Origin of the sequence: Dokdonia sp. Asnod2-E02 (genome assembly GCF_045063915.1) — a bacterium.
In the GTDB taxonomy this organism is placed as follows: Bacteria; Bacteroidota; Bacteroidia; order Flavobacteriales; family Flavobacteriaceae; genus Dokdonia.
The window spans coordinates 971513-992970 of sequence record NZ_JBEFNX010000005.1; the positions used below are offsets into that span (position 1 = coordinate 971513).

At 37.9% G+C, this 21458-nt stretch carries 19 protein-coding genes; 7 read left to right on the forward strand and 12 right to left on the reverse strand.

All coding sequences use genetic code 11. The annotated features are described in order from the left end of the window. Nucleotides 1-3: 3 nt before the first annotated feature. Nucleotides 4-981 (reverse strand): gliding motility lipoprotein GldB, encoded by a 978-nt coding sequence (gldB, locus tag ACJJVM_RS04335; RefSeq protein ID WP_405210918.1) that lies wholly within the window; start codon nt 979-981, stop codon nt 4-6. A gap of 83 nt (nt 982-1064) precedes the next feature. Between gldB and nadE the strand changes: the two genes are divergently transcribed. Continuing rightward, entirely contained in the window at nt 1065-1853 is a 789-nt protein-coding gene (nadE, locus tag ACJJVM_RS04340; RefSeq protein WP_405210919.1) for an NAD(+) synthase, read from the forward strand. A gap of 125 nt (nt 1854-1978) precedes the next feature. Then, nucleotides 1979-2617, forward strand: coding sequence for a response regulator transcription factor (locus ACJJVM_RS04345; RefSeq protein ID WP_298351862.1), 639 nt, complete (start codon nt 1979-1981; stop codon nt 2615-2617). Here the strand turns inward: ACJJVM_RS04345 and dnaG are convergent. The 5 genes from dnaG to rsmG form a co-directional block, all read right to left on the reverse strand. After that, complete coding sequence (gene dnaG / locus ACJJVM_RS04350; protein ID WP_405210920.1) at nt 2614-4596, reverse strand: DNA primase; 1983 nt, start codon at nt 4594-4596, stop codon at nt 2614-2616. The two genes, ACJJVM_RS04345 and dnaG, sit on opposite strands and share 4 nt — an antisense overlap. A 233-nt stretch (nt 4597-4829) precedes the next feature. Next, on the reverse strand, nt 4830-5918 hold the full coding sequence (locus ACJJVM_RS04355; RefSeq protein WP_405210921.1) for a hypothetical protein: 1089 nt from the start codon (nt 5916-5918) through the stop codon (nt 4830-4832). A gap of 51 nt (nt 5919-5969) precedes the next feature. Then, entirely contained in the window at nt 5970-6731 is a 762-nt protein-coding gene (locus tag ACJJVM_RS04360) for a hypothetical protein (protein ID WP_405210922.1), read from the reverse strand. Next, nucleotides 6715-7284, reverse strand: a complete 570-nt coding sequence (locus ACJJVM_RS04365; RefSeq protein ID WP_405210923.1) for an RNA polymerase sigma factor — start codon at nt 7282-7284, stop codon at nt 6715-6717. The genes ACJJVM_RS04360 and ACJJVM_RS04365 overlap by 17 nt, the downstream gene beginning before the upstream one ends. A 140-nt stretch (nt 7285-7424) precedes the next feature. Beyond that, nucleotides 7425-8054 (reverse strand): 16S rRNA (guanine(527)-N(7))-methyltransferase RsmG, encoded by a 630-nt coding sequence (rsmG, locus tag ACJJVM_RS04370; protein WP_038599649.1) that lies wholly within the window; start codon nt 8052-8054, stop codon nt 7425-7427. Between the two features lie 201 nt (nt 8055-8255). Between rsmG and ACJJVM_RS04375 the strand changes: the two genes are divergently transcribed. Then, complete coding sequence (locus ACJJVM_RS04375; protein WP_299147982.1) at nt 8256-9353, forward strand: acyl-CoA desaturase; 1098 nt, start codon at nt 8256-8258, stop codon at nt 9351-9353. Nucleotides 9354-9464: 111 nt separating this feature from the next. Then, on the forward strand, nt 9465-10649 hold the full coding sequence (locus ACJJVM_RS04380; RefSeq protein WP_298351841.1) for a pyridoxal phosphate-dependent aminotransferase: 1185 nt from the start codon (nt 9465-9467) through the stop codon (nt 10647-10649). 77 nt (nt 10650-10726) lie between these two features. Here ACJJVM_RS04380 and ACJJVM_RS04385 read toward each other — a convergent pair whose 3' ends face one another. Further along, nucleotides 10727-11575, reverse strand: a complete 849-nt coding sequence (locus ACJJVM_RS04385) for a carcinine hydrolase/isopenicillin-N N-acyltransferase family protein (protein ID WP_405210924.1) — start codon at nt 11573-11575, stop codon at nt 10727-10729. A gap of 218 nt (nt 11576-11793) precedes the next feature. Between ACJJVM_RS04385 and ACJJVM_RS04390 the strand changes: the two genes are divergently transcribed. From ACJJVM_RS04390 to ACJJVM_RS04400, 3 genes are read left to right on the forward strand one after another with little or no spacing between them, the layout of a single operon-like run. Further along, entirely contained in the window at nt 11794-13578 is a 1785-nt protein-coding gene (locus ACJJVM_RS04390; RefSeq protein WP_405210925.1) for a DUF885 domain-containing protein, read from the forward strand. A 60-nt stretch (nt 13579-13638) separates the two neighbouring features. After that, a complete protein-coding gene (gene purT / locus ACJJVM_RS04395) occupies nt 13639-14802 on the forward strand; it encodes a formate-dependent phosphoribosylglycinamide formyltransferase (RefSeq protein WP_405210926.1) in 1164 nt (387 codons plus the stop codon). 38 nt (nt 14803-14840) lie between these two features. Beyond that, on the forward strand, nt 14841-15248 hold the full coding sequence (locus tag ACJJVM_RS04400; protein ID WP_405210927.1) for a Dabb family protein: 408 nt from the start codon (nt 14841-14843) through the stop codon (nt 15246-15248). 44 nt (nt 15249-15292) lie between these two features. On the opposite strand, the gene ACJJVM_RS04405 is transcribed toward ACJJVM_RS04400, so the two are convergent. From ACJJVM_RS04405 to carA, 5 genes are all read right to left on the reverse strand, one after another. Then, on the reverse strand, nt 15293-16207 hold the full coding sequence (locus tag ACJJVM_RS04405) for a dimethylarginine dimethylaminohydrolase family protein (RefSeq protein ID WP_405210928.1): 915 nt from the start codon (nt 16205-16207) through the stop codon (nt 15293-15295). A 99-nt stretch (nt 16208-16306) separates the two neighbouring features. Continuing rightward, complete coding sequence (locus ACJJVM_RS04410; RefSeq protein ID WP_405210929.1) at nt 16307-16804, reverse strand: GyrI-like domain-containing protein; 498 nt, start codon at nt 16802-16804, stop codon at nt 16307-16309. 103 nt (nt 16805-16907) lie between these two features. Next, a complete protein-coding gene (locus ACJJVM_RS04415; RefSeq protein WP_405210930.1) occupies nt 16908-18194 on the reverse strand; it encodes a citrate synthase in 1287 nt (428 codons plus the stop codon). Nucleotides 18195-18867: 673 nt separating this feature from the next. Continuing rightward, nucleotides 18868-20157 (reverse strand): phosphopyruvate hydratase, encoded by a 1290-nt coding sequence (gene eno / locus ACJJVM_RS04420; RefSeq protein WP_299147967.1) that lies wholly within the window; start codon nt 20155-20157, stop codon nt 18868-18870. 139 nt (nt 20158-20296) lie between these two features. Continuing rightward, nucleotides 20297-21409, reverse strand: a complete 1113-nt coding sequence (gene carA, locus ACJJVM_RS04425) for a glutamine-hydrolyzing carbamoyl-phosphate synthase small subunit (protein ID WP_405210931.1) — start codon at nt 21407-21409, stop codon at nt 20297-20299. Nucleotides 21410-21458: the final 49 nt, after the last annotated feature.

Below are 21458 nucleotides of genomic sequence, written 5' to 3' on the forward strand. Positions count from 1 at the left end.
TACTTAGGGTTTATATTTTGCGTTTGCAAAGATAGTAGTTGCATCTTGATTCAATAGCGCTTTAAGCGATATATCATTTTTAGACATATATGACGCAACAATCTCATAACCTATAAATCTCCCTATACGCCCAGGCGTTTCATTATCAAAGGATAGATAAAACTTTGAGAAAGGAGCGGGATCTATAAAACGACTAAGCAATTTTTTATCTGTGTCATACAGCAGTTCGTTTTTAATAAAGAACTCCCAGATATTTATCTGGTTTTCTTGTGCAAAAGTGAGCTCACTTTCTGTATACCCAAACACCTCTTGAAGTGGCGTTTCTCCTAATAAGGTTTTCATTAAATACAATTTCTTACCCTCATAAATCATTTCTGAAAGAAAATCTTGAGTGCGGGGCTTACTTACTTTTTGATTTGCAAATGCTGCGGCAACATCTACCGCTATTTGCTCTTTCCTAAAGTTTTTACTTTGAAATTTAGGTATCCCTATATAAAAATGGTGGTCTGTCCCTAGGTAAGTGTCTAGACCTATAAGTAAAAGACTATCTGCTAGAACAACTTTATTTCTATAATCAACCTCAGAAGCTAGCGTTACTACCTTAGGAACAGTAGTCTCTGGAAAGTAATAAACTATATGACGAAATAGATTTTCTAACTGCTCCTCTTCTTGACTAAAATCTGGATATGCTTTTGCCAGCTCTTCATTAATTTCAATCTGGATGGTATCTTTAAAGCGCTGCGCCCAGTACTCATCTGGATACTTTTTTGAGAACAAATAAGGAAACTCCCCTTTTAAATTATCTAGCTCATTTATTGTAGACTTTGCAAACAACTGGTCAAAGCGTCGCACCTCCATATCTAACTCAATAGCATCTATAGCGGCCTCTTCTTTTGAAATTTCAGTGCAGCCGGTTACTAGACCCAGCATTACTAAAAGCACAAGCATTTTATTCATAGAGTTTGTATCTTTATAATTCATAACGCAGGTAATACTAAAAGTTGTATTGTATAGCGTTTACAAAGGTAAAAGTACCAATTTTATACACTCTAAAATAATCACAAATGCAAACCGAAAAAGTAGTAGATCACATCGTAAACTGGTTAAAAGAATATGCAACTAATGCGAGAATGAACGGCTTTGTGGTAGGTATAAGTGGTGGTATAGATAGTGCACTTACCTCAACATTATGTGCAAAAACCGGACTAAGAGTACTTTGTGTAGAGATGCCTATACATCAAGATGAGCGTCAAGTAACACGTGCAAAAGAACACATTAAACAACTTAAGGAACGATTTGCAAACGTCACAGACGTGGAGGTTAACCTTACTGACACCTTTGAGCAAATGAAAAAGGCTGTGCCTGAGGTAGAGATGAGCGAGCAGCTTAATCTAAGCCTAGCAAATACGAGAGCTAGATTGCGTATGAGTACTTTGTATTACTTTGCAGGATTACACAAATACCTTGTAGCTGGCACAGGTAACAAGGTAGAAGACTTTGGCGTAGGTTTTTATACTAAGTATGGTGATGGAGGTGTAGACTTGAGCCCTATTGCAGATTTAATGAAATCTGAAGTGTATGCGTGTGCTGCACAAGTAGGTGTACCAGAGAGTATACAAAAAGCCGCTCCTACAGATGGACTATGGGGAGATGACCGTACAGATGAAGACCAGATAGGCGCATCTTATGACCAACTAGAATGGGCAATGGAACAAGATGAAAATGGCGACAAATCTGACAACTGGACAGATGAGCAACATAGAGTGTACACCTTATACAAAAATTTAAATACGGCAAATCTTCATAAAATGAACCCGATACCGGTGTGTGAAATACCCGTTAGTCTTAAATAAAGGGTGTTTTAGCGAATTTTTTAACAAAAACGTTAATAACTTTATCAATATAGCTTACATTAGTGCAGCAAACAAACAAGTAAACCCCTCAATTTCTTGTTTCATTATTTGTTAAACAATAACTAATGAACAAAGTACTAATAGCAGATCATCACCCGATCACACGAAAGGGTATTTCCTCTATTCTGCAAGCCGAAGGTCATTATGACATCATAGGCTATGTAAAAGATGGAAATAACCTCCTGAACACCTTGACTACAACCGAGGTGGATATTCTGATTCTCGAAATCGATATCCCTAATCTAAACAGTATTACTGCCCTAAAAGCTATAAAAAGAGAGTTTCCCCATATTAAGATACTCGTTTTAAGCTGTCATCCCGAGGAGATGTACGCTTTAAGCGCTATCAAATATGGAGCCTCTGGATATGTTGCAAAAACAGCAGATATACAACGCGTACTAAACGCCGTAAACCAAGTTCAAAAAGGTGGCATATACCTTAATGAGGCTCTCAGTGAGCGACTTGTAAATGACGGTAACGCTACGCAAGGGTTAGCATATAAGTATAAAAAACTCTCAAGTAGAGAGATAGAAGTTCTCAACCTCTTATCTAATGGAAAGCGCAACAAAGAAATTGCTGCAGACTTAGATATTAACGAGAAAACTGTAAGTACTTATAAGATGCGATTACTCAAAAAACTAGAAGCACAAAATGTGGCAGAGCTCATAAAGCACGCACGTTTATTGCAGAGTAGTCATATCTAGACCGACAGCACTCGGCCCAGTTTATTACCTAGCAAGGTATTGAGCGATTGGTAATCAAGAATGTCTTTAATAATCTCCTGATTATTAGAACTTCCTTGTGTCTTATCCATAAGCTCTTTTATCTTCTGGGTGATAAGGTATTTACGTAAACTAAGCACAGTTTCTGATACAAACTGAGCTATTGAGGTGTCTTTTTTACGCACATACACCTCTCTTGTATCCCAGCGGTGTAGCTCATACTTCTCATCATTAAGAATGATGTTAGAAATCTCGCTTGCTTCTTCTGGAGCGAGCTCATTGATAAAGTTTTGAATTTGAAAATTATCATTTAGATTCATCTGCTCCACTATTCTCACATACAAAACCTTAAAAAGGTCGTTTGTAAACTCCACCTCATCATCTTGAAGGTCTAAATAGATTTTTTCAAAAACCCTAAGTTTATGAACCTCTGGCACTAGGCCTAGTGAGCCATCTTCATTTTCTTTGAGAACAAGATCTTCAAAATCTTCTTCCACCTGCCCGTATAAAAGCAATGACTCTATAAGCTTGCGCTCAAGCTCATATAACACATTAACTTTCTCGACAGCATTAGGAATCTCGTCTGGCACCACAGACATATATTCTGGTGGTGGTGATTGAGATTGATTACCTCTATTTTGTTTTACAGCCTCCTTTTTATCTTTCTTGAGTATTTGAGCAAGTGTATTATACAACACAGTCTCAGAGACCTCCATTATGCGCGCACACTCTTGCACATAAATTTCTTGCTTTATGGCGTCAGGTATTTTAGAAATACTCTCTACCATATCACGCACAGTATCAGCTTTTTTTACAGGATCACCAGCCGCTTCTTCTACAAGCAGATTTGCTTTGTACTGTATAAAGTCTTTTGCATTTTCATCAAAAAAAGCAACGATTTCTTCTTTACTATGCTTTCGCGAAAATGAGTCTGGATCTTCCCCCTCAGGAAAAGAGCAAACCCTCACGTTCATTCCCTGCTCGAGAATTAAATCAATCCCTCGTAGTGCAGCACGCTGTCCAGCAGCATCACCATCAAAGAGAACCGTTATATTTTTAGTAAGTCTATTTATTAATCGTATTTGCTCTGGAGTAAGTGCCGTTCCAGAAGACGAAACTACATTCTCAATACCCGACTGAAACATCTGTATCACATCTGTATACCCTTCTACTAGGTAACAGTTATCCTCCTTTGCAATAGCTTGCTTTGCGTAGTAAATACCATACAGCACTTTGCTCTTATGGTAAATGTCACTCTCTGGCGAGTTGAGATACTTTGCTGCTTTCTTACTACTATCTAATATTCTACCTCCAAAACCTAGTACACGACCACTCATAGAGTGTATAGGAAACATCACACGCCCTTTAAAACGGTCAAATTGCTTCTCTTCCTTAACTATAGAGAGTCCGGTTTTTTCTAAGTAATCTAGTTTGTAACCTTGACGTATTGCCTCACTCGTAAAAGCATCCCATTGATCTGGATTATACCCTAGCTGAAATTTTTCAATAGTCGCCGCAGTAAACCCGCGTTCTTTAAAATATGAAAGACCTATAGCCTTACCCTGCTCAGAGTTAAGCATCGTTTTATGGAAGTAATCACGAGCATACTCACTCACGAGATACATACTCTCACGCTCATTTGCAGCTTCCTTTTGCTCGTCTGTGCGCTCTGTTTCTTCTACCTCAATGTTGTACTTTTTAGCTAGGTATTTTATCGCTTCTGGATAGCTAAAATGTTCGTGTTCCATCAAAAATGAAACCGCCGAACCTCCTTTTCCAGTAGAAAAATCCTTCCAAATTTGCTTTACAGGACTCACCATAAAACTAGGGGTACGCTCATCAGAAAATGGAGAGAGGCCTTTAAAATTAGATCCAGATTTTTTAAGATTTACAAAATCACCTATCACCTCCTCTACACGGGCGGTTTCAAAAACTTTATCTATGGTTTCTTTTGATATCAAATCTAGCTTGGTGTGATTATGTTACAATAACTTTTGGTAGCCTGCAAAAGTACTTCAAATTACAACAGTTTTCAATATAATACACAAGAGCGTTTTTATAAAATAGAATCACATATAAATAGAAATAGCCCAGACATTTTACATATCTGAGCTACCTTCTTTCTTAATTCCGCTTTCGCGAAAGCGTAATAAAACACTTTTACAAAAACGGAATACTAGCTATACATTATATGTTACCAGTCCCAACGTAAGCCTAGAGAGACATTATTTACATCACCTAAGTCACTTGTGCTGAAAGCGGTGCTCAAGTCATACTTACCGTACAGGCTAAGGTCTTGCGATAGTCTTATGTAGCTACTCACCCCATACACAAAGTTATCACCACCAAAGTCTTGCTTCTCTTTTGTCTTGATGCGGTCTCCATTTTCTTTATACTTCAATTTTTGTTGTGTCCCAAGTCGCACACCTACATAACCTCCTATACCCATTCTAAATTTACCTGACAGCCTGTAGCGCACATAGTCTTCTTCTTGCTCCTTTTTCCACCCGCCAAATTCTAGGTGCACAGGTACCACTAGGTTTGAGAAACGTAACTGAGACTTGTCTAACTCTTGTGGGAACTCCTCATAAGCAGCTACACCATCTGTGACTACGAGTCGCTCATTTTGTTTTGTAAACAGCTTGTTAGTTTGCAATGACACTCCATACTTGAGGTGAAGTGCGCCAGAGTTTTGAAATACTCTCGTTTTCCAGGCATAACCTAGTTCAAAAAAACGCGATTTACCTATGGAGAACTCATCGCCAAAGTCGGCTCCATTTTCTACAATACCGTTATTGAGACCAAAGGCAAATACAAGCTCGCTATACGTACGTCTGTCATAGGTGACTTTTTTTGGCTTATTGGTATTTACAGCAATACCTAATACTCTGTTGCCGTTCTCATCTGCACTACCAAAACCTATTTCTACAGAGGTAGGTTTTGAAGGATCTATGCGTCCGGTTCTTTTTACCAGTGCGATTTGATTATCTATAATGGCTAGTTCGTTTTCTATATTAAGAGCAACTTCTTCTGCGGCATCCTTTTTTTGTTGTTCTGCCTGGGTGGCACTAATGTTTTGTTTTTCTCTTTGAGCATTTATAAACTGTATTCTCTGTTTGAGATTGCTTTTCCAGTTTTCTTTTACGTTCTCTTTTCGAGCTTCTAGGGTTGATACTTGGTCTACAATTTTTTGAGAGACCTCTTGTTGCGCTTCTTGCGCATTTACGTTTTGGGCAAAGATTACCACTGTTGCCGCTAGGGCAATTTTATAAATTGTGTTCATAATAGTTTGTGTTTTGTGCGCTGGATGATAGCGCGTTATTGATGAATTTTCTTAATTATCTTTATTTGCAACTGCCTCTACGGCTCTATTAAACTCTTTTTTGAGCGTGCGGAACATTCTGTCTTTAAAGGAGTCTGGATCTACCTCAGCTTCGGCGTCTAGTAATAACTCGTTTGCATCTACCACTCGTTGTGGCTGTGCATACACTGGTTGCTTATTGATATTTTGCTGGGCAGCTTTGAGTAGGTTTTCTACCTCATCATCTAGTAACTCATCGCTCGTTTTTACTTCATCAGGATTTACATCTACAACAGCATTTACAGTAGATTTAACCGCTGCCTCTTTCTTAATAGAAGTGGCTACAGCTTCTTCTACTTGTGAGTTTATAGTATTAGCATTGCTATATGGGCGATACTTACTTTTAGTAGGATTTGTTCTTTTCTTCTTTGCAGCAGTATTGTTCTTGGGTGACGTAACAGATTTTTGTGATTCTACATTATTTGTTGTTGCATCTGTTAGTATGATTTCACTAGGCTTATCACTTATTTGTTCTGGTGCTATCTCATCTATCACCTCTACTGGTTGATTTTCTACATAAGGTGTTTGTTCATCTACCACACTCGTGTTGTAAATAAGTGCTGTGATAAACACGCCTGCAATAAAGCTTGCCGCGATACCCATCCATAAAACTATTTTACTTTTTTTCTTGCCCTGACTAGCATCTAGCTTGCCCTCTATACGATCCCAGGCAGATGCGGTAGGCTCGAGACGGCGTCTCTCTAGCTTATCTTTAAAATTATCCTCTAAGTTCATCTCTACCGTTATTTATTAATTCTTTTTTTACCGCTGCTTGTAACTGCTTTCTCGCTTTGAACAATTGGCTTTTTGAAGTGCTCTCACTTACCCCTAGTGCTTTTGCTATCTCTCTATGCTTATAACCCTCTATTGCATACATTACAAATACGACTCGATATCCTTCTGGCAGATCATCTATGAGTGATTGTATATGTGCCACTTCAAGATCTGTCTGTATGTTATTTATAGCATCATTATTTTCTACCACACCATCTTCTGAAAAATATAACTTCTTTATTGCTCTTAGGTATGAGATGCTTTCTCGCACCATAATCTTACGTATCCACCCTTCAAAACTCCCGTTACCTCCGTAGGTGTCTAGCTTTGTAAATACTTTTAAGAAACCGTTGCACATTGCCTCTTCGGCTTGATGTACATCTTTTATATAATAACGACAGATGCTCAGCATTTTAGGCGAGTGCTCATCATAGAGTTTGCGCTGTGCATCTCTATTGCCTTTAATGGCTTTTTTTATGAGTTGTCGCTCGTTATTAAATTGTATGACTTTCATACCTGATGTTTGGGTTTCTATTTATAAAGACGCATAGTTTTCAAAAAAGGTTGCCTCAAGGCAAAAAAAAAAATCCAAATTTCTTCTTACCGTAGTGTAATTAGAAATTTGGATTTGTACATAAAGTTTTGTTTTCTAGCTTATCCTTTATACTTCATAGGTAAGTGAACTACCTTTTTTGTTTCAAAGAAATCTTCTTCAAAGAATGTGGGAAGATCATAAATAGTAGTCGTGGTATACTTTTTAAGTTCTTCTGTGAGGTCTCCTCCTTTGAGGTATAAAATTCCGTTTTTGAGTTCGTGGTTAGATTTTTTTGCAATGTGCCCGCGTACCCATCTTACAAATGTTTCCATTTGAGCTACCGCTCTAGACACAATAAAATCATACTGACCAGGTACATTTTCTACTCGGTCGTTTGTAGTTTTTACATTTGTGATACCTAGGCCCTCTACCACCTCGTTTACTACTTTTATCTTTTTACCTATACTATCTACAAGGTGAAAATTTACTTCTGGGTGTAGTATGGCAAGTGGTACTCCAGGAAAGCCTCCTCCCGTACCTACATCCATTATACTGGCACCAGGATTAAAGGTTTGAACTTTTGCTATACCTAGTGAATGCAGTACGTGACGTAAGTAAATCTCATCTATATCTTTACGGCTTACTACATTGATTTTGAGATTCCAATCTTGATATAAATCTTTCAGTTTTGAGAACTGCTCGATCTGAGTATCTGTTAGATCTGGAAAATATTTTAATATGATATCCATTATTTAGTATATTAACGGTGTAAAAGTACCATAATACCCGCTATTATTTTAACGCAGGTTCATAGATGTAGCCTATATTATGCATTACTTTTACCAAGCTATTAAAAGAAGATTATTTTTTTTCGCGAAAGCGGAATCAAAAACCTCAACAACACTACAATAAAACAGCTATTGTAGCGCTATGAGAGTAATTATTACATTATGGAGACTACTATAAAATTTTCTCGCACGGACTCTGCAAAGTTCTTCAGAACTTTAAATAAACGTGTAAACAACTACTTTAAAGAGAATAATATAAAACGCACAGGTAACTGGAAATTGTACCTAAAGGCAATCATTATGTTTGCCATTTACTTAGTTCCTTACTTTTTATTTTTAACGCTAGATATGCCTACCTGGCTTCAGATTGTCCTTACCATTGTTATGGGTGTGGGTATGGCTGGCATAGGGATGAATGTGATGCACGATGGTAATCACGGTTCATTTTCTAGTAAAAAATGGGTAAATAAATTAATGGGAAGCAGTATTTACATACTAGCCGGTAATGTTTATAACTGGCAAGTACAACACAACGTGCTTCACCACACGTATACTAACATACACGGTCACGATGAAGATATGGAGGCTGGTCGCGTGCTACGTTTTTCAAAACACGGAAAATGGCACTGGGCACATAAGTTCCAGCACTACTACTCGGTGTTTTTATATGGTCTACTTACCTTTAACTGGGCACTTACTACAGATTTCTTCCAGATGAAACGTTATATGAAACGTAAATTATCTTACGGAAAACTACAGAGCCCTGCAAAGCAGTGGAGCACACTACTTATTACAAAAGCGATATACATCGCGATGTGGATTGTTATACCTCTTGTATTTATTGATCTTGCTTGGTGGAAAATTTTAATAGGCTTCTTTATTATGCACTATACGGCAGGTCTTATTTTGAGTATTATTTTCCAGCTTGCGCATATGGTAGAAGATGCACATATGCCGCTACCAGATGAGACAGGAACTATGAAAAATACTTGGGCGATACACCAGTTATTTACTACTGTAAACTTCTCAACTAAAAATAAGGTGATGAACTGGTTTTCTGGAGGATTAAACCACCAGGTGGAGCACCACATCTTTCCTCACATAAGCCACGTACACTATACTAAGATTAGTAAAATTGTAAAGGAGACAGCACAAGAGTTTAATTTACCTTACCACGAGTATAAAACTACTAGAAAGGCACTTATCGCTCACTTTAGTCACTTACGTGAGATGGGTATGAAACCTGCGATTTCTGCATAGAAGTGGTTAAATTTTTAAGAAAATATCAAACGCCAAATCCCATAAGGATTTGGCGTTTTTAGTTACCTTGCACTACAATCTTTTATCAACTAAATAAAGAATGCGCCTCGTATGAAGAATTTATCTACCCGCGTTACAAATATGGCAACCTCTGCAACTCTTGCAATGGCTGCAAAGGCTCGCGAATTAAGAGCAGAAGGAAAAGACATTATAGGTCTTAGTCTAGGAGAACCAGATTTTAATACTCCAGACTTTATTAAGGATGCTGCAATTCAAGCAGTAAATGATAATTACAATTCGTACACACCGGTAGATGGTTATGTAGAGTTAAAAGAGGCGATTATCACAAAATTTAAAAGAGATAATAATCTGGATTACACCCTCCCACAAATTGTGGTTTCTACAGGTGCAAAGCAGTCACTTGCAAATATTGCACTTGTATGCCTTGACCCAGGTGACGAGGTAATATTACCTTGCCCTTACTGGGTGAGCTACTCAGACATTGTAAAAATAGCCGAAGGTGTACCAGTAGAGGTAAAAACCTCAATAGATACAGATTTTAAAATGACACCAGAGCAGCTAGAAGCAGCTATCACGCCTAAGACAAAGATGCTTTGGTATAGCTCTCCTTGTAATCCATCTGGATCGATATATAGTAAAGAAGAGCTACGCGCTCTGGCAGATGTACTTGCAAAGCACCCACAAATTATAGTAGTAAGTGACGAGATTTATGAACACATTAATTATGTGGGAGATCACGCAAGTATGGCACAGTTTCCAGATATGTATGACCGTACGGTAACTGTAAACGGTGTTTCAAAAGCATTTGCAATGACGGGATGGCGTGTAGGTTACATAGGAGGTCCAGAATATATTGCACGCGCTTGTAACAAGATGCAAGGACAGATTACTAGTGGTACAAACTGTATTGCACAACGTGCAGTAATTACCGCTCTTGAAGCCCCAGTAAGTAAAGTACAATATATGATTGATGAGTTTAAAAGTCGTCGTACGTTAATACTGGACTTACTCAATGATATTGAAGGCTTTAAATGTAACGAGCCAGAAGGTGCGTTTTACGTATTTCCAAATATCTCACACTACTTTGGAAAAACGCTAGGAGGTCAAAAAATAGAAAACGCAACAGATTTTTCTCTTTACCTTCTTGAGGCGGCAAATGTTGCAACAGTTACTGGTGAAGCATTTGGAAACCCAGATTGTATACGTATATCTTATGCAGCGAGTGTAGACAACATTAAAGACGCAATGAAGCAGATTAAATCTGCAGTTTCATAGACCTTATATATTACGCTTTCGCGAAAGCAAAACAAAACCCGCTAATCTCTTAGCGGGTTTTTTCATTTATAACGAAGTTAATCCATATCGATTTTTCGTTTTTTGTTAAGTGCAAATTCTTTTTTGAGATCTATACGCATCATTTTGCTTCCATCTAGTTTTGGCACCATAACCATTTGCATCGCTGTAATATCAAAAAAGGTAGTGTAGAGCGTCCCTCCCATTCTACCTTCACCCCAGTCTGCAGCTGGTTGCACTGCTCCAGCCATCGTTTGCCCCACAGATTTTAAGGTGATGTCTTCTCCACTGCGTTCTAGCTCATCTACGCGTGAGTTTATAGATTGATATCGGTGGCAAGGAAAGCCACCTTCTTCTGGAGCATTTATCAAAAAATTTGTGGCTACTAGCGTGTTGCCCTCCATAGGTATGATATGTTTCTTGCCGTCTATCCACTCTACAATAACTGCATTACCGGTGGCATCACCTATTAAAAAATGACTCTGATGCACGGCGAGTTTTTGCTCCTCTATCCAGGCAAGCGCTTCCTCTACTGTACTTGCGTTTGCCAGTAAATCATCTCCTATGTTACCTTTTGCCCAACCATACCCTTCTGGCATTTTTTGTTCTGGCGTTACCGCTACGTCAAAAAACAATCCCGCGCTATTTATACCTCCCTGAGCAAAATTATCCCAGCCATACCATAATCTAGCTAGCTTTTTTGAAGTCGCTTTTTCTATCTGTATATAAGCATCGGTATCAAGCCAGAAGTCTTCATTATTTACGGCATAGATGGTACCCGTTTCTTTATCTACATAATACAAAATAGAACACGCATACATAGAACTAGCACAAGCAGCAATTAAACATAGCGTTAATAACCACTTTCTAGAGGTATTGCTCACTTTCTTTGTCAATAGATGAATCATAATTTACAGCTTTAAGAACCTGACTTCCTTAAAGATGCAACAAAAATCACATACACACCTAATTTAACAAGCAAGTTATTACCTCATAATTTATGTACTTATAGGTATCTTAGTAGAGTAATTTTTAAAATGAGTAATCTCGCTTTCGCGAAAGCGTAAAAACCCACAAAAACCACCATCAGTAGTAAAATACTGTGAGAATTAATACGACTCGACTTATGAAAAAAACGCTACTTGCAGGAATGATGGCTCTAAGCCTTATAGCTTGTAAAAACGACGCTACCACAGAAACAACTAGCACAGGAGATACCTCTCTAGCATTTAACAATGTGCTAGATAACTATTATGAAGACGGCCTAAAGCTTAACCCGCTTAATGCGACAATGTCTGGTGATAATAGGTATAATGATAAATTTCCAGATGCATTATCTCAATCTCATAAGGATGCAGTAAAAACTTATTATACATCTTACCGCGACTCTATACAGCAGTTTAACGACAGTGACCTCACAGACACGGAGAAGATGAGTAAGGAGGTATTGCTCTGGGATATTGCTATCAATCTAGAGGGTATGGAGTTTAAAAAAGACCTCACGCCTATAGACCAGATGTGGTCACCTCATCTTATGTTTGGCCAGCTTGCAAGTGGAGCGAGTGCGCAACCTTTTAACACTGTAGAAGATTACCGCAACTGGCAACAACGCGTAGATGAGTACCTAGTTTGGCTCAACAGCTCAGAAACAAATATGCGCAAGGGTATGACAGAAGGATATGTACTTCCTAAATCACTTATTAAGAAAATCATCCCGCAAATGGATGCTATGACAGAGCCTACCATAGAGAATCACCTTTTTTACAAGCCTGTTGCAAATTTTCCTGATGGAATTACCGAAGAAGACCAGAATATCATACGCACAGATTATAAAAATATGATAGAAGGTAAAATAATCCCTGCTTATGCAAAGATGCGTGACTTCTTACAAAATGAATACCTAGCAGCTGGACGTGATAGCTCTGGTTATAGTGACTTACCACAAGGAAGTGAGTATTATGACTATGCCATAAAATTATATACCACTACTACAATGAGCGCAGACGAGATACACCAGCTTGGACTAAGTGAGGTAGCTCGTATACGTAAGGAGATGGAAAAAGTAAAGGAGCAAGTAGGTTTTAAAGGAGATCTTAAAGCATTTTTTGACGATGTACGTACTAACAAAAAACTAATGCCGTACAGTACTCCAGAAGAGATTATTGCAAACTTTAATGCAATGCACGAGACTATAAAGCCGCAGGTAGACCAGCTCTTTAGCCTACAGCCTAAAACAGCTTTTGAAGTAAGACAGACAGAAGCTTTCCGTGAGAAATCTGCAAGTGCAGAGTATAACCCAGGATCGCTAGATGGTACTCGACCAGGTATTTTCTACACGCCTATACCAGACGCAACTACCTATAATGTATACTCAGACGAGTCTTTATTTTTACACGAGGCTATACCAGGTCACCACTTCCAAGTATCACTCACGCAAGAAAGCGAGACACTACCACAGTTTAGAAAAACTTTATGGTACAGTGCTTATGGCGAGGGCTGGGCATTATATACAGAGTCGCTTGGTAAAGAGTTAGGACTTTATACAGACCCATACCAATATTTTGGAACACTAGGAGCCGAAATGCACCGAGCAGTTAGGCTTGTAGTAGATACAGGAATCCACACCAAAGGATGGAGCCGTGAGAAAGCAATCGCATATTGCCTAGAAAATGAAGCCGAAAGTGAAGCAGGTATTACATCAGAAATTGAGCGCTATATGGCAAATCCAGGACAAGCGCTTTCTTATAAAATAGGTCAACTTAAGATTAGAGAACTTAGAGAAAAAGCAACTCAGGAGCTAGGTGATAAATTTGACATACGAGATTTTCACAAAGAGGTGCTTGAGACAGGATGTATCCCTCTTGCGCTACTTGAGGAAAAAATTAATGGTTGGATAGAAGAAAGTAAATAATACCGTTTTCACGCAAGTGAAGTTTACACTAAGCTTGCCGAAGTGCGAAAGCAAAACATTATGAATAAAAAAATAGTATTACTAGGCTCAGGAGAACTAGGAAAGGAATTTGTAATAGCTGCACAACGACTAGGTCAGACCGTAATTGCTGTAGATAGTTATGATAATGCCCCTGCTATGCAAGTAGCAGATGGTCGCGAAGTGATAAATATGCTTGATGGAGAGGCGCTAGATAAACTTGTAGAGAAGCATAAGCCAGACTACATCGTTCCAGAAATAGAGGCCATACGCACCGAGCGTTTTTATGAATATGAGAAGCAAGGATACACTGTGATCCCAAGTGCAAAAGCTGCAAACTTCACAATGAATCGCAAGTCTATACGCGATCTTGCTGCAAAAGACCTTGGCTTAAAAACTGCAAATTATCGCTATGCAACCTCTGCTCAAGAGCTACAAAAAGCGGTGAAGGAAGTAGGGATTCCTTGCGTGGTAAAACCCCTAATGTCTTCTAGCGGAAAAGGACAATCTACTATCAAAACACCAGACGACATACAACGAGCGTGGGACTACTCTCAAGAAGGCTCTCGTGGTGATGTTGCAGAGGTGATTGTAGAAGCTTTTGTAAACTTTAATTATGAGATCACACTACTTACTGTAACGCAGAGAGATGGTGAGACATTATTTTGCCCACCTGTAGGTCACCGTCAAGAACGTGGTGATTATCAAGAAAGTTGGCAACCCGCTACTATGGAAGATGCCCATCTTAAAACCGCTCAAGAAATGGCGGCTCAAGTTACCGCTGCATTAGGCGGAGCTGGATTATGGGGTGTTGAGTTCTTTGTAGGAGATGATGGTGTGTACTTTTCTGAGCTTTCTCCACGCCCACACGATACAGGTATGGTAACGCTTGCAAACACGCAAAATTATAATGAGTTTGAGCTACACTTAAGAGCCGTGCTAGGACTTCCCATAAAAGAAATTACTCAAGAACGTATAGGTGCGAGTGCTGTAATTCTGGCAACTCAGAATTCAGACAATCCAGGATTTACAGGGATTAATGAACTAGCCACCGCGCCAAAAAGCGATTTTAGGCTCTTTGGAAAACCTACTTCTCGCCCATACAGGCGTATGGGAGTTGTGGTGACCTACGATAGCCTTGATGGAGATATTACAGAGGTAGTATCGAGAGCAAAAGAGCTAGCTGCCAAGGTTAAAACTACTTAATGCTTGATTTTTAAAATGTTTAATTTAAAGTGTACCATATGAGACTAGTCGTAACCTTATTTATATTAATAATCACCCTTGGGTGCTCACAAGAAAACACGATGAAAACTCGTAAAATAAGCAAGCAAGAAATGACACATACAAGACAGCTAAGGCATATGGTGCTCTTTAAATTTAATGAAGAGAGTACGACACAAGAAATCGAAAAAATTATTACAGATTTTTCGGCCTTACCATCTCAAATTAAAAGCATAAAAGATTATGAATGGGGATTACATAAAAGTGCAGAAGATTTAAACAAAGGCTTTACCCACGCATTTTTATTAACGTTTGATTCGCAAGATGCTCTAGATACGTATCTACCCCATACAGCTCATCAAAATTTTGTAGCCTCTATACAGCCCCACGTAGCAGATGTTATGGTAATAGATTACTGGACTAATTAATATAAAAAAGGCTGGAAGATAAAACTTCCAGCCTTTTTATTTTTCTAGTCTCTTATAAGTGGCAATGTACTGCATCGCAGTAAACCTTCTTGCTTTGCAATCTCTGCATAAGGAACCTCCTCTACAGTGATATCTTGATTGCGTAGCCAAGTGTTTAATCTGGTAAAATTACGCTCAGAAATAACAACTTCTGGAGAGATACTAAAGATGTTTGAATTCATATTAAACATCTCCTGAGAGGTGATTTCAAAGATATTTTCTTTTCCGTAAAAGTTTACTAGCCACTCGTATTCCTTTTCTTGTAAAAAGCCATTTTTATGAAGTATAGCTTTCCCATTCCCCACTGGCTGAAAACAGCAATCTAAATGTAAGGCATTATTATAAGGATCTGTATTAGACTTTCTAAGGTCAAAAGACATTACTTTTTTGCGAGGAAATAAATCTTGAATCATACCTACCGCAAGCATATTAGTACGCGCAATGATATAATCTGGATAATCATCACCACGATAGGTACCTATAAAAATATGATCATCTACCAGCATCACATCTCCTCCTTCTATATGTGCCTCTTCTGGTAATCTAAAAACGTGGGTAGATGGCACCTGTTTTATAACGTGCTCAATAGCATCTATCTCCTCTTCCCTATCTGGAAGAATATTTGCCTTAAAGAACTTATCATCTATTACAAAACCAATATCACGAGTAAAAATCTGATTAAGATCTTTAATAAGCTTTGGCCTATAAACCTCTACATCATACTTTTTAAAAACTGCTGCTACAGCTTCCATTTCGGGAACCATATCTTTCTCTAGAGGATATGTTCCTTCTCTTAAATGTAGCGCAGATTTTGGGTCGTAGGCATCCTCAAGTTTTGGAGTAGGCCCATTACTTTCAGCAGTACCTAAGATTACGGCTCTAAGCCTTGAAGTTTCGTTCTTTACGTTTAGTTTAAGCATAAGGTAAAGATAACTCAGTTTTGCTAAAAAAAGAATGCCTATCTATATGAAATTTATCATATACGCAGTGCATCGTGATTTTTACGCTTTCGCGAAAGCTTACTTAATAGGTATCCACACTTCTTCTTCAGATTGTGGATTATTTGGGCCTAAGTACTCCTCTGGCATAAATTCATAATGTGGTCTATGATCTAATTGATACTCAGAATTTGGTAACCACTGACTGTAGATATATTGAGCAAATGTTCCAAAATCACGTGTGGTTCCTTTATATGGAAAAACTGCCCATTTACCTTTTGGGATTTTTAATACTTCTAATTGATTTGGAATATCATTTTCGGTTGTTACCGCTACTGCGGCCCATTTTACAAACTTGGTTTCTGGTGTAAATGAAGTAGTCATAAAATCATCTGCATAGCATTGCACACTATAACTCCCTCCATTAGACTTATTAAGAATAGTCTTCCTAAGCGGTCCAAAGGTTTGCCATAACTGCATTGTAGTATTATGAGATAGAGACATTGTAGCCTGTAAACCTACAAGAGTAAGTGCAGGTTGCTCTATGATAACTGGTGATGGGTGTTTGGTATCTTTCACGAAAGTGAATTTACAATTTTTTAAATAGTTACGTTATTGCTTTTGAGGCATAAAAAAAAGAGCAAACTAAACGTTTGCTCTTTTATATTGTACTATTGAGTTTTTATCTCTCAGAAACTTCTTTAAAAGCTCTTAAGTTTTCACCAGTATAAACCTGACGTGGACGACCTATAGGTTCTTTGTTAAGACGCATTTCTCTCCATTGAGCTATCCACCCTGGAAGACGACCTAAAGCAAACATAACCGTAAACATTTCTACTGGAATGTCTAGAGCTCTGTAAATAATACCTGAGTAAAAATCTACATTAGGATATAATTTACGATCTACAAAATATGGATCTTCTAGTGCTTCTTTTTCAAGACCTTTTGCAATATCAAGAACAGGATCTTGTATACCTAGTTGACCAAGAACCTCGTCTGCAGCAACTTTTATAATCTTTGCACGTGGATCGAAGTTTTTATAAACTCTATGTCCAAAGCCCATAAGACGGAAAGGATCTTGCTTATCCTTTGCCTTTGCCATATATTTTTTAGTGTCACCACCATCATTCTTTATTGCCTCAAGCATTTCTATAACTGCTTGGTTTGCTCCGCCGTGTAAAGGACCCCATAATGCAGAGATACCTGCAGAGATAGAAGCAAATAGACCAGCGTGAGATGAACCTACAATACGTACTGTAGATGTAGAACAGTTTTGCTCGTGGTCTGCGTGTAAGATTAATAACTTGTCTATAGCAGCGATTATCTCTTTATCAACAGAGTAAGCTTCATTAGGTTTTGAGAACATCATTTTATGGAAGTTCTCTACGTAACCTAAAGAATTATCACCATAATCTAGTGGCTGACTTTTCTTCTTACGCATTGCCCAAGCAGCTAGCACTGGAAACTTTGCTAGTAGCTTTACAATTGCGTTATACATTTCTTCTTCAGAATCTACATTTACGGTAGAAGGGTTAAATGCAATAAGTGCAGATGTAAGAGCACTTAATACTCCCATAGGGTGAGCAGACTTAGGAAAACCATCTAAGATTTTCTTCATATCCTCATCTACGTGAGACTCAGACTTAATGTCTGCATCAAATTTTGCAAGTTGTTCTTTTGTTGGTAATTCTCCAAAAATCAAAAGATAAGCAGTTTCAAGAAAGTCTGCTTTTTCGGCCAGTTCTTCTATTGAGTATCCTCTATATCTTAAGATACCTTTTTCTCCATCAAGGAAGGTAATAGCACTCTGGCAAGAACCCGTATTTTTATAACCTGGATCTATGGTAGTAATACCTCCAGTAGCACCTCTTAATGCTTTAATATCTATTGCTTGCTCTTGCTCTGTTCCTGTAATGATAGGAAACTCATAGCTCTTTCCGTCTATTGTTAAAGTTGCTTTATCTGCCATCTATGCCTGAAAAAAATTGTTTTTACTTAGTTTATTTTGGACAGCTAAATTACAAAAAAGAAGTCGTTTTATTTAACATAATACGCCGCTAGATGGTTAATAAAATGTAAAAATATTGGTCTTTTGACCATTATATTGCCCACAGCTTAACTATTGATAGAATCTGGTAAATATTATCTGCATATAAGACATAAAAAAAAGGATACTTGCAATCGCAAATATCCTTACCCAACTTCAAAATAAAGGTTTTGAATTTAATCAAAACCAGTTTCTTAAAAAGAGCGAGCGTGCAGCTAAAGGGCCATACTGCCCGCTCTTTACCCAACTTAAAAAATTATATACCTGTTTATTCACTAACGCGGTTATAACAATGTGGGCAAACTGTTAAGGTTGTTACTTCTTGAATTTTAACTACCTAATCATAAACATATCGAGTGCAATACAGCGACCTCTTTATCTTTATGACGGCAATTTACGGACTTTTTGACGATGTGCAATGATTTTGTAGTACGATTATTCTTACTTTTATATTTTTGTAAAAGTTTACTTGTAAAAATTCTCTAAATAATCAATTATCTATGCCTGCTCTAATACTAAGATATATATAGTGTCATATATGGAAGCAAAAAAAACCCTCTCTATGAGAGGGTTTAATATAGTATGTAAAATACTACTACTTTATTTTAAAAGCATTCATAGCTGGAAAATATGCCGTATCTGCAAGCATCTCTTCTATACGAATAAGCTGGTTGTACTTTGCCATACGATCTGATCTTGAAGCCGAACCAGTTTTGATCTGCCCAGTGTTAAGTGCTACTGCAAGATCTGCGATAGTATTATCTTCTGTTTCTCCAGACCTGTGTGACATTACTGATGTGTACCCAGCATTGTGAGCCATATTTACGGCTGCAATAGTTTCTGTAAGAGTTCCTATTTGATTTACCTTAATAAGGATTGAGTTTGCAATTCCTTCGTTTATACCGCGAGAAAGTCTCTCTACGTTGGTTACAAATAAATCATCACCTACAAGCTGTACTTTATCACCTACCTTATCAGTTAAGTATTTCCAGCCTTCCCAGTCATTTTCATCCATACCATCTTCTATTGAGATAATAGGATACTTATCTGCTAGTTCTGCTAGATAATCTGCTTGTTCTTCACTCGTACGTATTTTTCCTCCTTCTCCTTCGAACTTTGCATAGTTGTACTTCCCATCAACATAGAATTCGGCAGCGGCACAGTCTAGAGCTATCATAATCTCATCACCCCAAGAGTAACCTGCTTTTTCTACTGCTAGTTTTACGCTATCAAGTGCATCTTCTGTTCCGTCAAGAGCTGGAGCAAATCCTCCTTCGTCTCCTACGGCTGTACTAAGGTTTCTGTCGTGTAATACTTTTTTGAGATTATGAAATATTTCTGTCCCCATCTGTAAGGCGTGACTAAAGCTCTTTGCTTTTACAGGCATTACCATAAACTCTTGAAAAGCAATAGGAGCATCACTGTGTGACCCTCCATTTATAATATTCATCATAGGTACTGGAAGTGTGTTTGCACTAACGCCTCCTATGTATCTATATAATGGCATATTAAGTTCTGCTGCGGCGGCTTTTGCACAGGCTAATGAAACTCCTAATATAGCGTTTGCACCTAGTTTTGATTTGTTAGGAGTGCCATCTAGATCTATCATTAACTCATCTATAGCATTTTGCTCAAAAACTGAAACACCAAGTAGTTCTGGTGCGATAAGCGTGTTTACATTCTCTACAGCTTTCTTTACACCTTTGCCCATAAAATCTGTACCACCATCACGCAACTCTACCGCTTCGTGCTCGCCTGTAGATGCTCCAGAAGGTACTGCTGCTCTTCCCATCGCCCCGAGTTCTGTAAATACATCTACCTCTACCGTAGGGTTTCCTCTTGAATCAAATATTTGTCTTGCGTGAATTTCTATGATAATACTCATTTTCTTAGTTGTTTTATTAGTTACGTAAAAATACGATTTTGACCTTAATTTAAATAAATTGACTAGCTATTGTCGCGATAACGTTTTCGCGTAAGCGGTAATATAAAAAAATCCCCACCGTAAGGCAGGGATATATTTTTTAAGCTGTAACGCTTTTTATGTTTTCTATAAATTGATCAAATAGATAAGTAGCATCATTAGGTCCTGGACTTGCCTCTGGGTGATATTGAACTGAGAAACAATTTTTATTTTTCATTTTAATACCCGCTACGCTATGATCATTGAGATGAACGTGTGTTATCTCAACATTTGGATGTGCTTCTGTCTCTTCTCTATTAATAGAGAAACCGTGGTTTTGAGAAGTAATCTCACCTTTACCAGTTATAAGATTCTTTACAGGATGATTAATCCCACGGTGACCATTATGCATTTTATAAGTAGATATTCCATTTGCAAGAGCAATAACCTGGTGACCAAGACATATACCGAATAGTGGCTCATCATCTGCAATAATGTCTTTTGCTACCTGTATTGCATTTTCAAGAGGTTCTGGATCTCCAGGACCGTTTGAAAGAAAATATCCATCAGGGTTCCAAGATTTCATCTCTGCATATGTTGTATCATAAGGGAATACTTTTATATAAGCACCGCGTTTTGCAAGGTTACGTAAGATGTTACGCTTGATACCTATATCGAGAGCTGCAATCTTTACTTCGGCATTTTCTTCACCAAAGAAATATGGCTCTTTTGTTGAAACCTTTGAAGCTAGTTCAAGGCCATTCATATCTGGAACTTCTGCTAGCTTTGCCTTAAGAGCTTCTATATTTTCTACATCTGTAGTAATTACAGCATTCATAGATCCATTATCTCGTATATGTGCTACTAGTGCTCTAGTGTCTACATCAGAAATGGCAAATAAATTACTCTTATCTAAAAATTGTTCTAGCGACTCCTGAGCGTCTTTACGTGAATAGGTGTAACTGAAATTTCTACAAATAAGACCAGAAATCTTTACTTTATCAGATTCTGTCTCGACATCTGTAGCACCATAGTTACCTATGTGTGCATTTGCAGTAACCATTAATTGCCCAAAATACGAAGGATCTGTGAAGATCTCTTGATATCCGGTCATCCCTGTATTAAAACACACCTCACCATAAGAGGTTGCTTCTTTATCTCCTACAGCTTTACCGTGAAAGATGGTTCCATCTGATAATAAAAGTAAGGCAGGTCTTCTAGATTGATATTTCATTAAGTATTTATTTTATAAACTTTACAAAAATAGGTTAAAAAAAGGTTTT